15 protein-coding genes are annotated in these 14,441 nt (G+C 67.8%); 10 read left to right on the top strand and 5 right to left on the bottom strand.

The window, feature by feature from the left end:
- Window positions 1-182 precede the first annotated feature (182 nt).
- From QC765_RS16310 to QC765_RS16300, 3 genes are all read right to left on the bottom strand, one after another.
- On the bottom strand, window positions 183-1,763 hold the full coding sequence (locus QC765_RS16310) for a glycoside hydrolase family 13 protein (protein ID WP_278315491.1): 1,581 nt from the start codon (window positions 1,761-1,763) through the stop codon (window positions 183-185).
- A gap of 102 nt (window positions 1,764-1,865) precedes the next feature.
- Window positions 1,866-2,264, bottom strand: a complete 399-nt coding sequence (locus tag QC765_RS16305; protein ID WP_278315490.1) for a globin — start codon at window positions 2,262-2,264, stop codon at window positions 1,866-1,868.
- Window positions 2,265-2,308: 44 nt separating this feature from the next.
- Window positions 2,309-3,196, bottom strand: a complete 888-nt coding sequence (locus tag QC765_RS16300) for a mechanosensitive ion channel family protein (RefSeq protein WP_278315493.1) — start codon at window positions 3,194-3,196, stop codon at window positions 2,309-2,311.
- A gap of 153 nt (window positions 3,197-3,349) precedes the next feature.
- On the opposite strand from QC765_RS16300, the gene QC765_RS16295 reads away from it, so the two are divergent.
- From QC765_RS16295 to QC765_RS16285, 3 genes are all read left to right on the top strand, one after another.
- Entirely contained in the window at window positions 3,350-3,982 is a 633-nt protein-coding gene (locus QC765_RS16295; protein WP_278315489.1) for an HNH endonuclease, read from the top strand.
- A 96-nt stretch (window positions 3,983-4,078) separates the two neighbouring features.
- The gene (gene ctaJ, locus QC765_RS16290; protein WP_278315492.1) at window positions 4,079-4,312 is read left to right on the top strand and encodes an aa3-type cytochrome oxidase subunit CtaJ; all 234 of its coding nucleotides are present in this window, start codon (window positions 4,079-4,081) and stop codon (window positions 4,310-4,312) included.
- Window positions 4,299-4,781 (top strand): DUF5130 family protein, encoded by a 483-nt coding sequence (locus QC765_RS16285; RefSeq protein ID WP_278315488.1) that lies wholly within the window; start codon window positions 4,299-4,301, stop codon window positions 4,779-4,781. Before ctaJ ends, QC765_RS16285 begins: the two co-directional genes overlap by 14 nt.
- Before the next feature lie 90 nt (window positions 4,782-4,871).
- Here the strand turns inward: QC765_RS16285 and pepN are convergent, their stop codons facing one another.
- Window positions 4,872-7,451 carry an aminopeptidase N gene (gene pepN, locus QC765_RS16280; protein WP_278315487.1) on the bottom strand — a complete coding sequence of 860 codons (2,580 nt, stop codon included), beginning with the start codon at window positions 7,449-7,451 and terminating at the stop codon, window positions 4,872-4,874.
- A 545-nt stretch (window positions 7,452-7,996) separates the two neighbouring features.
- Here pepN and QC765_RS16275 point away from each other — a divergent pair.
- Complete coding sequence (locus QC765_RS16275) at window positions 7,997-8,893, top strand: SGNH/GDSL hydrolase family protein (RefSeq protein WP_278315486.1); 897 nt, start codon at window positions 7,997-7,999, stop codon at window positions 8,891-8,893.
- Window positions 8,894-8,942: 49 nt separating this feature from the next.
- A complete protein-coding gene (locus QC765_RS16270; protein ID WP_278315485.1) occupies window positions 8,943-9,554 on the top strand; it encodes a mycothiol-dependent nitroreductase Rv2466c family protein in 612 nt (203 codons plus the stop codon).
- Between the two features lie 57 nt (window positions 9,555-9,611).
- Here QC765_RS16270 and QC765_RS16265 read toward each other — a convergent pair whose 3' ends face one another.
- The gene (locus tag QC765_RS16265) at window positions 9,612-10,253 is read right to left on the bottom strand and encodes a TetR/AcrR family transcriptional regulator (protein ID WP_278315484.1); all 642 of its coding nucleotides are present in this window, start codon (window positions 10,251-10,253) and stop codon (window positions 9,612-9,614) included.
- 73 nt (window positions 10,254-10,326) lie between these two features.
- Between QC765_RS16265 and QC765_RS16260 the strand changes: the two genes are divergently transcribed.
- The 5 genes from QC765_RS16260 to QC765_RS16240 all read left to right on the top strand — a co-directional run bounded on the left by QC765_RS16260 (window position 10,327) and on the right by QC765_RS16240 (window position 14,303).
- Entirely contained in the window at window positions 10,327-11,406 is a 1,080-nt protein-coding gene (locus tag QC765_RS16260; protein WP_278315483.1) for an oxygenase MpaB family protein, read from the top strand.
- Between the two features lie 274 nt (window positions 11,407-11,680).
- On the top strand, window positions 11,681-12,154 hold the full coding sequence (locus QC765_RS16255) for a ribose-5-phosphate isomerase (RefSeq protein WP_278315482.1): 474 nt from the start codon (window positions 11,681-11,683) through the stop codon (window positions 12,152-12,154).
- 42 nt (window positions 12,155-12,196) lie between these two features.
- Window positions 12,197-12,991 carry an Fpg/Nei family DNA glycosylase gene (locus QC765_RS16250; RefSeq protein WP_278315481.1) on the top strand — a complete coding sequence of 265 codons (795 nt, stop codon included), beginning with the start codon at window positions 12,197-12,199 and terminating at the stop codon, window positions 12,989-12,991.
- Window positions 12,992-13,032: 41 nt separating this feature from the next.
- Window positions 13,033-13,311 (top strand): GNAT family N-acetyltransferase, encoded by a 279-nt coding sequence (locus tag QC765_RS16245; protein WP_278315480.1) that lies wholly within the window; start codon window positions 13,033-13,035, stop codon window positions 13,309-13,311.
- 2 nt (window positions 13,312-13,313) lie between these two features.
- On the top strand, window positions 13,314-14,303 hold the full coding sequence (locus QC765_RS16240; RefSeq protein ID WP_278315479.1) for a DUF2804 domain-containing protein: 990 nt from the start codon (window positions 13,314-13,316) through the stop codon (window positions 14,301-14,303).
- Window positions 14,304-14,441 lie beyond the last annotated feature (138 nt).

Below are 14,441 nucleotides of genomic sequence, written 5' to 3'. Positions count from 1 at the left end.
CCCACGGAATCTTCCTCGCCATCAGCATGCCCCTTCAGCCAGGGGTGTTGCGATGGCTCCCTGAATCCGCCGCACGGCACCTGTCGCAATTCGCACATTGGCGGCTTAGAAACCCGCACAGCAGCGACCGGAGCACCCGCCCGCGAAAGCCGGACCGCCCACCCGCGGCCGCACACCCGCGGCTAGGGCACGACCCACACCGTCGTGTCCGGTGGCACGGTGCCGTCCTCGAGGGGTCCGCTCGCCGCCACGAGCCGGCCTTCCGGTGCCGCGACCGGCTCCATGCCCATGTTCATCATGCACAGCACACGGCCCCGTCGCAGCACCACCGTGGCGCCGGGCCCCGGGACCCACTCGATGTGGGGGCTTTCATCGCGCAGCAGCTCGTGGCGCATGCGAATCGCGTGCCGGGCCCGGGTGAGGAACGAGCCGGGGTCCGCGCTCTGCGCCTTGACCGATAGGCCCGTCCAGTCCGCGGGCATCGGCAGCCAGGTCGTGCTGGATCCGCTGAATCCGTACGGCGGCTCGGTGCCCCACCAGGGCATGGGGATCCGGGCTCCATCGCGTCCGCGGTCGCTATGCCCGGACCGTTCCCATACGGGGTCCTGGAGGACGTCCTCGGGCAGGTCATCGACATTGGGCAGTCCGAGCTCCGCGCCGTTGTACAGGAACACCACGCCCGGCAGCGTGAGCTCGAGCAGCATGGTGGCGGCCGCGCGCATGGTGCCGCGGTCGATATCATCGGGACTGTAGCGGGTGACCTCGCGCGGCACATCATGGTTGGAGAGCGTCCAGGTTGGCGGTGCCGGGGTTCCCTGGACCGCGTCGAGGGACCTGTCGATCGCCGTGCGGAACTCGTCGGGCTCGTACTTGGCCTCGAGCAGCTGGAAGTTGAACCCGAGGTGCAGCTCGCCGTCGGAGACGTAGCGCGCGAACCGTCGGGGATCGCGCACCCAGATCTCGCCGATGAGCACCCGGTCCTTGTACTCGTCGACCACTGCGCGCAGGCGGCGGTGGAGCTCGTGGACGCTGTCGTGATCGAAGCGCGCATCGCCATCGCCGTTGTAGAGCGGTCGCATCGTCGCCGGATCGCCGTCGGGGAGCCCCTCGGGCTTGGCCATGCCATGCGCCACATCGATGCGAAAGCCATCCACGCCGCGATCCAGCCAGAACCGCATGGTCGTCGCGAGGTCATCGAGGACTTCGGGGTTGGTCCAGTCGAGGTCGGGCTGCTCCGGAGCGAACAGGTGCAGGTACCACTCGCCGAGGCTTCCATCGGGATCGGTGATCCGTGTCCATGCCGGTCCACCGAAGATGCTCGCCCAGTTGTTTGGCGGTTCAGCCCCGTCGGCGCCCTTGCCGCGCCGGAACAGGTACCGCGCCCGCGCTACGCTGCCCGGGCCGGAGCGCAAAGCTTCCTGGAACCAGGGGTGCTGGCTGCTCGTGTGGTTCGGCACGAGGTCCATCAGTACGCGCAGGCCGTGCGCATGGGCTTCCTCGAGCAGGGCGTCCATGTCGGCGAGGTCGCCGAACAGGGGATCGATGTCGCGGGGGTCGGATACGTCGTAGCCGTGATCGATCATCGGGGAACGCATCACCGGGCAGAGCCACACCGCGTCGATTCCCAGGGCCTTGAGGTAGCCGATCCGGGATCGCACGCCACCGAGATCGCCGACGCCGTCGTCATCGCTGTCGGCGAATGATCGCGGGTAGATCTGGTAGATCACCGCGTCCTGCCACCACGAGCGCGCGTTGGCCGTCATCATTCCATCGTGCCAGCCGCGTCGCGCGAGGGGAGCGATTCCGCCGAGCAAGACCGCGCTGCCACGCCGGGAACGCCAGCTGCCGGCAGCGCTATCAGCTAGCTAGAACGCGCTGTTCACCATCGAGTGCGCGGCCATCTCCATGTACTGGGTGAGCTCGCGGCGGTGGAGCTCGTCGAGCGTCTCGGAATCGATGGAAGCGATCGCGATGTGCATGCAGCGCAGCCAGGCGTCGCGCTGCACGGGCCCGATCACAAAGGGCATGTGCCGCATCCGCAGCCGGGGATGCCCGCGCTCGTCGGAATAGTCGCGCGGCCCGCCCCAGTACTGCTCCAGGAACATGCGGAACCTGCGCTCGGCGGGGCCCAGGTCCTCCTCCGGGTACATGGGGCGCAGGATCTCGTCGCGTGCGACCTCCTCGTAGAAGCGTCCGACGAGCTTGCGGAATGTCTCCGCGCCGCCGACTTCCTCGTAGAAGGTCCGGTAAGGGGTTTCGTTCATGGCCATTGCCCTCCATCATGCCTTGCGGGGGCGTGCTCGCGCGATCACTGGTGGGCCTTCTCCGCGTGGATGGTGATGTCGGCTGCCTCGAGCGCGGTCAGCACCTTGCTGTTGATGTGCCGCTGCACCGCCCATTGGCTGCCGGCCCGGACGCGCGCGGTAAGGCGCAGCGTCACGGTATAGGCGGTGGTCTGGTCCACGCCGAGCATCGCGGGGGCCTCGAGCATGTGGTCGCGGATGGGATCGTCGAGAACGGCGGCGGCCGCGGTCTCCTCGACAATGCGTGCTGCCTCGGTGACATTGACCGGGCGGGCGAGCGCTACGTCGATGACCGCTACGGCGTAGCCCTGGCTGAAGTTGCCGACGCGCAGCACCTCGCCATTGCGCACGTACCAGAGGGTGCCGTCGATGCCCCGGACGGTGGTGACACGCAGCCCGACGGTCTCGACGGTTCCGATGGCATCGCCGAGATCGACGACATCCCCGACCCCGTACTGGTCCTCGAGCAGCATGAAGATGCCGGACAGGAAATCACGGACGAGGCTCTGGGCGCCCCAGCCGATGGCAATGCCGACGATGCCCGCGGAGGCGATGAACGGGGCAACGTTGAGGCCGATGATGCTGAGCACTGTCAGCGCTACCCAGGTGAGCAGGAGCAGCGACACGGTTGACTTGAACACCGAGGCGAGGGTCTTGCGCCGCTGGTCGCGGCGCTCGTCGCGCCGTGCGGCGTCAGCGTTGCGGCGCCCGTTGCCCAGTGGGGTCCTGCGCTTGCGGGTGGTGACGCGGTCGATGAAGCGGTGCGCCGCCCACCGCAGCAGCAGCGCCACCACGATGTACGCGAGCAGCTCCAGGGGTTTCTGGATCAGCCATTCGCGGTTGGTGTCGGTCCATTCGAAAGCTTCCGTGACGTTCGCGAGCACGGCGCCCATCGTACGGATCAGGTGGCGCGCTTCCCACCCGCGATGCGCCAGGGGAGCGCGCGAGCCGCTGTTCACCGGCTATTACCTGGCTGCTTGTGCTATTCGCCGTGCGCGAGACCGACTTTTTCGGTTCACTGGTAAGCAGCGCTCATGGGAGGCCGGATGTCCAGACGTCACGCGATGGAAGCCCACCACCGACAACGCATGCCTGGCGGTGACCATGCCGACGAATCACCGCGGGCACGCTCGACCTCGTCGTCCACGCCACGTCCGAGCTGGATCAATCGACGAGTCCTGCTCCTCAATGCCAGCTTCGAGCCGTTGACCACCGTGGCGGCGCGCCGCGCCATCATCCTCGTCCTCCGTGGCCGCGCGGAGATCCTGCATCCCGATGCGTCAGGGATCCTCATCCATGCCGCGAGCGGGACCATCCCCGTTCCGTCGGTGATCCGTCTCACCACCTATGTGCGGGTGCCGTACATCGCGCGCGTGCCGCTGACGCGGGCGACGCTCATGCAGCGCGACCGGAACAGGTGCGGCTACTGCGGGGGCCGCGCGGACACGATCGACCACGTGATCCCGCGCAGCCGGGGCGGCACCCATACGTGGGAGAACTGCGTGGCGTGCTGCACGCGATGCAACCATCGCAAGGCCGATAAGCTGCTCAGCGAGATCGGCTGGACCTTGGCGGCGCCGCTGCGCGCTCCCGCCGGACGCCATTGGCACCTGGTGTCGAAGATCCGTACGCATGACCCGGTGTGGTCGGACTATGTGCCGGCGCTGGCCTCGGCCTAGTAGGCCAGCGGTGGCTCGCTCGGCGTTGCTCGGGTATTTTGCCGACCCGGCGCGCGCGGCCGGTAGTCCTTCGATTACCTTTTAGGTGTGAGCATCATGGAGACAGTCCTCGTGTTCGTGGTCATTCCGGCGGCGGTGATTGCCGTTATCGGGCTTGCCACGATGTTGAAGAAGCCCCAGCTCCGTCCCGAGCCGTACCGGCTGGGCGATCCGTGGCCATATGGCCCGGTGTGGTGGAGCGCCGTCGATGAGCATGGACACAGCCACGGTGGCCATGGCGACACGTCCGATGCGCAGCCGATTGGAGGATCCGCAAGTGCAACATGGTGAGATCGTCGTCCCTTCCGCGCTACCCCTCGAGGACCTGCCCATGGGTTCGGTGCAAACAGTCAGCGGCCGCGTCTCGGCCGTCCGCTTCCTCGACGAGCCAGTGGACAAGATTCCGTTCGAGAGGGACCACCGCATCCGTCTCGACGAGGCGCTGATCCGCGCGACCCGTGACACGGGCATCAAGTTCACCATCTATCTCGGCGAGCTCGGGGCCGAGTCGAACGATACGGCGTTCGAGCTGCTCGACAGCCTCGACGATGCCGCGCATTCCACGTTGATCGCCGTCGCACCGGGCGAGCGGAAGATCGAGATCGTGTCCGGTTCCGCAGTGGCTCACCGCGTGACGGACCGCATCTGCCAGCTCGGCATCACCGCTGCGCTGCCGTTGCTGCGGGAGGGCGACCTCCTCGACGGACTCGTGGCAGCTGTCAAGGTCATGTCTGCCGCGACGACCCCCGTGCGTTTCTGATCCTTCCGTGATGCTCGATCCAGCTTGAAGCTGGACACCCACGTGGGCCGCCCCCCGCATTGCGGGGGGCGGCCCTGTTTCATGCGTGGACTATTGCCCGGTGGAGGAGTCGAACGCCTGGGCCCGCAGGGACCGCTCGATCCCGGACCTGCCCTCGCTGACGAGGCGGCGCAGCGCGGGGGAGCGATCCTCGGCAAGGAATTCATCGGCGCGCTGCAAACCGGCCTCGCTGATGTCCCAGGTCGGGTAGAGGCCAGTCACGATGGTCTGCGCGACCTCGCTCTCGCGATCCCGCCAGATGCTGGGGATCGCCTCGAAATACCGATCCGCGTAGCCTTCGAGCAACGTGGCCTGTCCCGGCCGGGCGAAGCCGGCGATCATCGATCGCGCGAGCGTGTGCGAGAGGGCGCTGTCATTCATGACGCTCTCCCACGCCTGGCTCTTCGCGTCGGCGCGCGGACGCATGACAGCGGCCTTCGCGGCCTGCCGGGCCCCGGTAGCGGTGTTGTCGCGCGCCGCTTCCTCATCGATGCGTGGAGTCTCGGCAGAGTCACCGTCGATGCGTCCGGCCGCGGCGAGGGCCTGGATGAGGCGCCAGCGCAGATCCGTATCGACAGCGAGGCCAGGGAGCTCGGCGGCATCGGGGCTGTCGGCGAGCACGGTCCCGAGCACGTCGGCGTGGCGGTCCTCGAGGCGGGCGGCGCACAAGGCGTTGACGAACGCGAGCTGGTGATCGGAGCCTGCCTCGGCGGCGCGGGCCTGCTCGAGCAGCAGGTCAGCGAAGCCGGGCCAGCCGGTCTCGTTGGCCCAGGCCGGGTCCGCGTAGGAGCCGATCGCGGTGGTGGCCTGGAGCAGCAGGCGCTGCACCACGCCGACCTCGCTCTCGGTGCCGATCCCGCGCTGCACGAGTGCCGCGAAGTCCCGGGCCCGCATCTGCGCATTGCGTGTCATCTCCCACGCCGCCGACCAGACGAGGGTGCGGGGGAGCGATTCGGCGATGTCGCCGATGCGGTCGACGGCGGTGCGCAGGGAGTCCTCGTCGAGGCGCAGCGAGCAGTAGGTGAGGTCGTCATCATTGACGAGCACGAGCGCGCCGCGCGGAGTGCCGACGAGATCAGGCACCTCGGTGCGCTCGCCAGCGATGTCGAGCTCGATGCGACGCTGTCGCACGAGGCGTCCGGATTCATCATCGCTGTACACGCCGACCGCGATCCGATGGGTGCGCCGCTCGCCCGCGCCGGGCTCCGCGCCGCCCTGCACCACGGTGAACGATGCGTAGTTGCCGTCCTCGTCCACGGTGAACTCGGGCGCCAAGGTGTTCAGCCCGGTAGTGCGCAGCCACTGGTCGCCCCAGTCCGAGAGGTCGCGGCCCGAGGACGCCTCGAGGGCGCGCAGCAGGTCATCGAAGGTCGCGTTGCCGTAGGCGTGCTCGCGGAAGTAGGCGCGCAGGCCCGCGAGGAAGTCCTCGAGCCCCACGTACGCGACGAGCTGCTTGAGCACGCTGGCGCCCTTGGCGTAGGTGATGCCATCGAAGTTGACCTCCACCGCCTCGAGGTCAGGCATGTCCGCGGCGATGGGGTGGGTGGAGGGCAGCTGGTCCTGCCGGTAGGCCCACGCCTTCTCCACGTTCGCGAAGGAGGTCCAGGCGTTGGTGTACTCGGTGGCCTCGGCCTGGCACAGCACGGATGCGAACGTCGCGAACGATTCGTTGAGCCACAGGTCATCCCACCAGAGCATGGTGACGAGATCGCCGAACCACATGTGCGCCATCTCGTGCAGCACTGTCTCCGCGCGCCGCTCGTACAGGTCGTGGGTGACGCGGCTGCGGAAGACGTAGTCCTCCAGGTAGGTGACCGCGCCCGCGTTCTCCATCGCGCCCGCGTTGAACTCGGGAACGAAGAGCTGATCGTACTTGCCGAAGGCATACGGGATCTCGAAGTTGCGGTGGTAGAACCCGAAGCCCTGCTTGGTCTCGGTGAACAACCGGTCCGCATCCATGTGCTCGGCCAGCGAGGCGCGGCAGTAGATGCCCAGGGGGATCTCGCCGTGGTCGTCGGTGTAGGTGTCGGTCCACTTCGCATAGGGGCCCGCCACGAGGGCCGCGAGGTAGGTGCTCATCCGTGGGGTGGTCGCGAAGGCGCGCACGAGCCCATCCCGGCTGGTCTCGGCACCGTTGGTGATGACCTCCCAGTGCTCGGGGGCGGTCACGGAGAAATCGAACACGGCCTTGAGGTCGGGCTGGTCGAAGCAGGCGAACATGCGCTTGGCATCGGCGGTCTGGAACTGCGAGTAGAGATAGACCTCGCCGTCGGCGGGGTCGACGAAGCGGTGCAGGCCCGCGCCGGTGTGCGAGTAGGCAAGATCGGCGTCGATGACGAGCTCGTTCGAGGCGGCCAGCCCCTCGAGCCGCAGCCCCTCCTCATGGGAATAGCCGGACGTATCGACCTCCGCGCCGTTGAGCGTGGCCTCGCGGAGCGTCGTCGCGATCAGGTCGATGAAGGTCGAGGCTCCCGGCGTGGCGGCGAAGCGAACGACCGTGCGCGAGCGGAACGTATCCGCGCCCGGCTGGCCCTGGCCATCGGTGACGTCGATCTGCACGGTGTAGCTTTCGACCGAGAGGATGCCAGCGCGTTCCCGCGCCTGGTCCCGGGTCAGGTTTGGAGCTGCCACGAGGGGTGCCTTTCTGCCGTGGTGTTCGGATGATCATCAGGCATGGCCGGCACGGGGCATGCCGATCCAGCACCCCCATCATGCGCCGTCCGGCGCCCCGCGTCACCGTGGACACCAAGCGTGGCAGTGATTTCCGCTCACAGGAAAATCCTGGTGTGCGGCGTACGGTGAATCCACTCACAGATTCTTGAGGCCTAGCCCGCGGATGCATCCGACGTGCGATGATATGTCCATGCAGCGATGCGATCGCCACCGCGAGGGGTGCCTGCAACTCTATGTGCAGTCAACATCGGCGATGCGTCGGGTGATGGTCTGGCGCTAGCCGCCCAGCCCACTTGGCGGGCCCGCAGCTGTATTTGTGGGGGCGCGGGAAGACCCGGCCTGGTCACGACAATCAAGCGTGACCGGGCCGGATTTTCTTTTGGCTCTCCAGGATCGCCCGGGGCAGGTCGCATGGCCCATGCGCCCGGCGGCCTTGGTGTGTACGTTGGACCGTCGAGATGGTCGCGTCGACCTTGCCGCGAGAACCGAGGAGACCCACCCCGATGCCGCCAGCACGGCCCCCGCGCGCGATCCGCCGCGTGATCTCCGCGATCGGCCTGGTCCTGGTCCTGGGGCTGGCGCTGGTCGCTGTGCCGGGCGCGAGCGCCCCCCGCACGAGCGAGCACTACGTGGCACTCGGAGATTCCCGCGCGGCCGGTCCCTCGACCCTGCGGTTCCTCAATGACAGCTGCGGCCGCACGGCGGAGTCCTATCCCCGGTTGCTCGCCGAGTGGTTGCGGCCGGAATTCTTCACGTTCGCCGCGTGCAGCGGAGCGACCGTCGAGGACATCCTCGATACCCCGCAGGAGACCCGCAGCGGGGCGAAACCGCTGCAGCTCGACGCGGTCAACCCAGAGACAACGCTGATCACGATCAGCATCGGCGGAAACGATGTGCGGTGGTATGACATCGCTCGCCGGTGCTTCACCAAGGACGAGGGCGGGGACCGTGAGTGCCGCAACGATCCCGAGACCCGCATCGCCGCGATGGAGTCACTGCGACCGCTGCGGCCCCGCCTCGATCGGCTGCTCGGCACGCTCCAGGAGCGCGCGCCGAAGGCATTGATCTTTCTCGCGAGCCACGGCGGCACGGTGGGCAACCGGGGCTGCTGGCCGTCGGTGCCCGCCAGCGATGCCGATGCCCGGTTCATCGCCGACTACCAGGACCGGATGAACGCCATCATCGAGGCCGCCGCCGACCACGCGGGCATAACCTACGTCGACCTGGCCTCGCGCAGCGTGGGCCACGATGCCTGCCAGCCCAAGCCGCTCAAGTGGTACGAGGGCAACGTGACCACCTCGACCTCGCTGAGCATGCATCCCAATAACACGGGAAACGCGGGCTTCTCCAGGATCTTCCAGGAATACATCAAGGAAGAGTTCCGCAAGCGCGTGCGTTGATGGAGGCAGGGCGCACTGGCCGCGCCGTCATCGACCGAGAGGATTCCTCATGCCCAATGCCCTTGACCGCGTTGACTTCTATTTCGATCCCGCTTGCCCATGGTGCTGGATCACCTCCCGCTGGATCCTCGAGGTCCAGGATGTTCGCGATATCGAGGTCCGGTTCCAAGTGATGAGCCTGTACGTGCTCAATGAGGGCAAGGACATTCCCGACGGATATCGCGCCATGCTCGACAGCACGCTCGGGCCGGTGCGGGTGCTCGTCGCTGCCGAGCAGCAGCACGGCCCCGAGGTGCTCGCCCCGCTCTACACCGCGATGGGGGAGCGCATCCACAACAAGGGCATGAGCGACCTCACGGAGGTGGTGCGCGAGGCGCTCGCCGAGACCGGCCTGCCCGCGAGCCTCGCCGAGGCTGCCGAGAGCGACGCGCATGACGAGGCACTGCGGGCGAGCCACCATGCAGGCATGGACAAGGTTGGTGATGACGTGGGCACCCCAACGATCCACATCAATGGGACCGCGTTCTTCGGGCCCGTGCTCTCCCGCATCCCGCGCGGGGAAACGGCGGGCAAGATCTGGGATGGTGCCGTCGCGCTCGCGTCTTACCCGCACTTCTTCGAGCTCAAGCGCACGCGCGCCGAGGATCCGGTGTTCGACTAGCAGCAACCTGGAGCGGGCGGTCGGCTTCTGCGTTGCTAGTTCTTGCGCTGCTGGTTCCTACGCGGGCGGCCGTGTCGCGTCGAGCAGGCCACGAAGGGTATCGACCAGGCGATCCCGGGTGTAGCGGGGCGGGTCCTCGAGCATGAGCCTGCCGAAGTGCTCCGAGGTCACGAGCACAAGGTGCGAGAGCACTTCGACGTCGAGCCACGGCCCGCCACGCTGCTCGATGCCGAGGCGCAGGGCATCGGCGATATAGCCGCGGATCAGCTCACGCGTTGACTCGATCCGGTCGCGGACCATCGCAGGCGTGTTGGTGGTGATGCCGAGGACTGGCTTCCAGATCTCTGGTTGCTCCCGCACCAGGTCAATGAGCCCCGCGACGCCGTCGAGGAACCATTCGTCCACGTCGCCAGTCCGGGGCTCGGTGGGGATCAGCTTCAGGGCGGCGGCCAGCGCCCGCCGCTGGGTGCGGTCGAGCAGAGCGTGGAGCAGTGGCTCGAGGCCGTCGTAGGCGCTGTAGACCACCGGGCGGGTAACCCCGGCTTCCTTCGCGATCGCCTCGATGGAGACGTTGTCGTATCCGTCGCGGACCACGACACGGAGCGCGGCATCGAGAAGTTGCTCGCGTCGTTGCTCGACGGGCATTCGCGGGGCGTAGCGGCGACGCTTGCGCGGGGCCGGATCGGTTCCAGATGTCACTCCTTGACGCTAGCGCAGTAGTGTAAAGTCTCCTCAATCTACAGTGCTGTAGTAATCTAAGGAGAGTCCACTGATGCTCGGGATCAAGACCAGGGCTGCGCTCCGCGAGGAATTCGCGCCACATGCTGACAACGGCTTCTTCGGGCCAGGCTCGGTCACCTGGAAGGTGTGGAGCCATCCCACCTCCTACGTGCTCGGCTTCGCCCGCGCCGTGACCATCGAGCACCTCGACCCCAACCTGGCGGCCGCGGTCGTGCAGGCGGGTGGGGTCAGGTACCGCCCCCACAGCCGCTACGGGCGAACAATGCGCTACTTCGCCATGGTGGCCTTCGGCGCCACCGAGCCCACCGCCAAGGCGGCTGACGTGCTTGTCAAGGTCCACTCGAAAGCCATCGGCAACGACCCCGTCACCGGCGGCAGCTACGATGCCAACAAGCCCAGCTCGCAGCTGTGGATTCACATGACGGCCTGGCACTCGATCCTCTACTGCTACGAGAAGTTCGGTCCCGGACGGCTCTCTCCGGACGAGGAGGCGCAGTTCTGGGATGAATGCGCGCGCGCCGCCGAGCTCCAGACGATCGATCCCGCGACCGTGCCGCGAACGCGCGAGGATGTCATCGCCTACTTCGAGGACTGGCGGCCCCGGCTCGCCGCGTCCGAGGCGGCGCAGGACATGGTGGACTTCATCCTCGGCCTCGATGTGGCGCTCCCGCCCGATATGCCCGCATGGCAGCGCCAGGCGCTCAAGCCCATGCTTTTTGCGATGCGCCGCGGCATCATCGCCACCTACCCGCCGTACATGCGCAAGATGCTCGACATCCAGCAGGGCCCGCTCATCGATCTGCTCATCACCCCGCCCAACAAGGTGATCCACGCGGCCATGCATCGTTCGATCAACCTCACCATGCTGCTGATGAAGCTGATCGCTCCCGCCGCCCTCGAGATCGCCATGCCCGCGGTGCTCGGCATTCCCGCGATCGATCCGATCACGATGACCCCGCGCGAGGCGCAGGCCAAGTATGGCTACGAGCTGCCCGCCGATGCCCACCAGGACCTCCGGGCGCGGCAGCAGGATCGCGTGTTCGGGGCGGGAGCCAGGCCCAGCGACGAGGGGCTCATCGAGTCCGAGCAGCACCTCGGGGCCCTTGGCTGAGCCCGCTGCCGGCGCCGCTGCCGGAGCCCGCTGCCGGAGCCGCAAACGCGATAGAAACCGCTGTGAAAGGCATGCGATTTCTATCGCGTTTGACGTTGTCTGGTGCGTTTGCCGCCGCGAGCACCGCCACGTTTGCCGCCGCGAGCCGCATAGTGTTTGCCACCGCGAGGCGCAGAGCGTGCGCTACCACGCGCCGCCGGGCGAGCTCCCGAACGAGCACCGCCGTTCCGGGTCGATGCCTCGCTTCCGAGCCGGGGCTGGCAGAATCGATGCCATGCGCGTTTACCTAGGTGCCGACCATGCCGGCTTCGAGCTGAAGAACCTCATCAAGGACCATCTGACAACTCTCGGGCACGACGTCACCGACTGCGGTGCCTTCGAGTACGACGCCCTCGACGACTATCCCGCGTTCTGCATCGACACGGCCCGCAAGGTCGTCGCCGACCCCGGCAGCCTCGGTATCGTCCTCGGTGGCTCGGGCAACGGCGAGCAGATCGCTGCCAACAAGGTGCCTGGTGCGCGCTGCGCGCTCGCCTGGAGCGTCGAGACCGCCCAGCTTGCGCGCCAGCACAACAACGCGCAGCTCATCGGCCTCGGCGGCCGCATGCACAGCACCGAGGAGGCGTTCGCGATCGTCGAGTCGTTCCTGGGCACGGAGTGGTCGAACGAGGACCGCCACCAGCGGCGCATCGACATCCTCGCTGAGTACGAGAAGTCCGGCGAGGCCCCTGCCGTCCCTGGCGCGTGATATTGCGCGTCGAAGCGGGACCAGTGGTCGAAGAAGTAGTCGTTGCCTGAGGGGCACACCCTGCACCGGCTCGCTGCGGAGCACACCCAGTTGCTTGGCGGCGAGCAGGTACGGGCCAGCAGCCCCCAGGGGCGCTTCGCCGACGGAGCCAGGATCATCGATGGCCAGGCATTCCAGGCGGCCGAGGCGTGGGGCAAGCACCTGCTGCACCGCTACGAGGGCGGGACGCTCGTGCACATCCACCTCGGCCTCTACGGAGCGTTCACGACGGGGCCCGCGCCAGCCGGGCCGCCGGTGGGGCAGGTCCGCATGCGGATCGCGACCGGGACCAATGTCATTGATCTCCGGGGCCCGACGCGCTGCGCGCTGATCGGGCCGCTCGAGCTCGCGGCACTGCTCGACCGGCTCGGCCCCGACCCCTTGCGCCACGATGCCGACCCGGGCCTCGCGTGGGAGCGCGTCTCCCGCTCGCGCGCGCCCATCGGGGCCTTGCTGATGGACCAGGCCGTGCTCGCCGGAGTGGGCAACGTCTACCGGGCGGAAGTGTTGTTCCGGCAGCGCATCGCGCCCCGCCTGGCAGGACGCGACCTCGGCCGCCATCTTTGGGACGCGCTCTGGAAAGACCTGGTCACGCTCATGCCGATCGGTGTGCGGGAGGGACGCATGATCACCGTGGAGCCCGAGCACGACCACGGCGCGGCGCCCTACGAGCCCGGTCGGCCACGCACCTACGTCTACCGGCGCACGGGGGAGCCCTGCCGCATCTGCGGCACCCCGATCGAGCAGGAGGATCTGCGGGGCAGGAAGCTGTACTGGTGCCCCCGCTGCCAGCGGTAGCGCCGGGAACAAAGCCGCGTGGCGCGCTTGTTGGGGAGAGCATGACCGAAACGATGAAGCACGATGCAGCTGCCCGCCGCTACTCACTGATCATCGATGGCGCGGAGGCCGGCTACGCCGACTACGTCGAGACCGGCTCCATCCGGGACTTCAACCGCACGGTCACCGACCCCGACCATCGTGGGAAGGGGGTCGCGGGGAAGGTCGTGCGATACGCGCTCGACGATAGCCGCGCCGCCGGGTTCTCGATCGTCCCGTCCTGCCCGTTCGTGGACGGATACATCGGGAAGAACCCCGAGTACAAGGATCTGCTGGCCTGACCATGCATCTTCCGCCCGCGCCTGCCAGGTTGCCCCGGCCGGGGGAGCGCGCCGGTGCGCTCGACGGGCGCTACCTGGGCGCCATCCCTGATATCTCCACGGGCGAGTGGGACGAGGGGTTCTCCCTGCGCCGTCGAGCTCAGCGCAAGGCGTGGATGTACGTGGGCATCTTCGCCGAGCATGCCTCTGCTGGTATCGCGATCGTGGACGCAGGCCATACCGCGACCGCCTTCTGCTACGTGCATGACCGCACCACCGGTCGTCTCACCGAGGACAAGATCCTCGTTCCCGCTGGTTTCGCGAGCTCGTTCGCACCGGACTGGCGCACCGAATGGCGACTGGCACGAGGGCGCAATACCTGGCGCATCCACCACGAGGGCGGCGCATGGCAGGTCCATCACCGCGGGCGGGACCTCGAGCTGTCGGCCGCCATCGGAGGCCCGGCCGGGCATGTCGGTCTCTCCGCGATCAGCTCCGCGCCCGGGCGACCGTTCCACCACACCTACAAGATCGCCGGGCTTCCCGCATCGGGAAGCGCGCGCACGGGCGGCTCGGTGATCCCGCTCGACGGGCGTGCCTCGCTCGACTTCACCCTCGGGTACCCGCCCCGCGAGACGCTGTGGAACTGGGCAAGCCTCGACGGCACCACCGGATCTGGCTCGCCCATCGCGATCAACCTCGTCGCGCATTTCATGAATGGTCTCGAGAACGCCGCATGGTGGCGGGGCGAGATCGTGCCACTGCCCCAGGCCACCTTCGAGCTCGATCGCTCGGCGCCGCTCGATCCCTGGCGGTTGCGTACTGCCGGGGGCGAGCTTGATCTGGTGTTCAACCCCGAGGGGCAGCGGCGCGAGCATCTTGAGGCTGGCGTGATCGCCAGTAAGTTCGTCCAGCCCTTTGGTTGGTTCGAAGGCACGTTCCGATCGCCCGATGGCGGGCTCCACCACGTGCAGGGCCGTGGCGTCGTGGAGGATCACCGGGCCCGCTGGTGAGCTGGCGCTGGCGCGGCGACCCGTGTTGGCCCGGCGAGAGTGCGAAAAGCGACAGGTTCGCGGCCCTGGGTTCAAGGGGTGGTCGCAACACCTTCTAGCAGAAGAGGTGTTGCGCATGGATGCACGTCGCGGCCGTCC

The organism is Hoyosella levis (assembly GCF_026008515.1).
Lineage (GTDB): Bacteria > Actinomycetota > Actinomycetes > Mycobacteriales > Mycobacteriaceae > Lolliginicoccus > Lolliginicoccus levis.
This window is presented reverse-complemented; position numbering and strand designations above follow the sequence as displayed.

What these genes read in the sequence shown, in the direction of transcription:
- QC765_RS16310 (WP_278315491.1), bottom strand. Translation starts at nt 1,763, where the DNA reads ATGACGGCCAACGCGCGCTCGTGGTGGCAGGACGCGGTGATCTACCAG.
- QC765_RS16305 (WP_278315490.1), bottom strand. Translation starts at nt 2,264, where the DNA reads ATGAACGAAACCCCTTACCGGACCTTCTACGAGGAAGTCGGCGGCGCG.
- QC765_RS16300 (WP_278315493.1), bottom strand. Translation starts at nt 3,196, where the DNA reads ATGGGCGCCGTGCTCGCGAACGTCACGGAAGCTTTCGAATGGACCGAC.
- QC765_RS16295 (WP_278315489.1), top strand. Translation starts at nt 3,350, where the DNA reads ATGTCCAGACGTCACGCGATGGAAGCCCACCACCGACAACGCATGCCT.
- ctaJ (WP_278315492.1), top strand. Translation starts at nt 4,079, where the DNA reads ATGGAGACAGTCCTCGTGTTCGTGGTCATTCCGGCGGCGGTGATTGCC.
- QC765_RS16275 (WP_278315486.1), top strand. Translation starts at nt 7,997, where the DNA reads ATGCCGCCAGCACGGCCCCCGCGCGCGATCCGCCGCGTGATCTCCGCG.
- QC765_RS16270 (WP_278315485.1), top strand. Translation starts at nt 8,943, where the DNA reads ATGCCCAATGCCCTTGACCGCGTTGACTTCTATTTCGATCCCGCTTGC.
- QC765_RS16260 (WP_278315483.1), top strand. Translation starts at nt 10,327, where the DNA reads ATGCTCGGGATCAAGACCAGGGCTGCGCTCCGCGAGGAATTCGCGCCA.
- QC765_RS16255 (WP_278315482.1), top strand. Translation starts at nt 11,681, where the DNA reads ATGCGCGTTTACCTAGGTGCCGACCATGCCGGCTTCGAGCTGAAGAAC.
- QC765_RS16245 (WP_278315480.1), top strand. Translation starts at nt 13,033, where the DNA reads ATGACCGAAACGATGAAGCACGATGCAGCTGCCCGCCGCTACTCACTG.
- QC765_RS16240 (WP_278315479.1), top strand. Translation starts at nt 13,314, where the DNA reads ATGCATCTTCCGCCCGCGCCTGCCAGGTTGCCCCGGCCGGGGGAGCGC.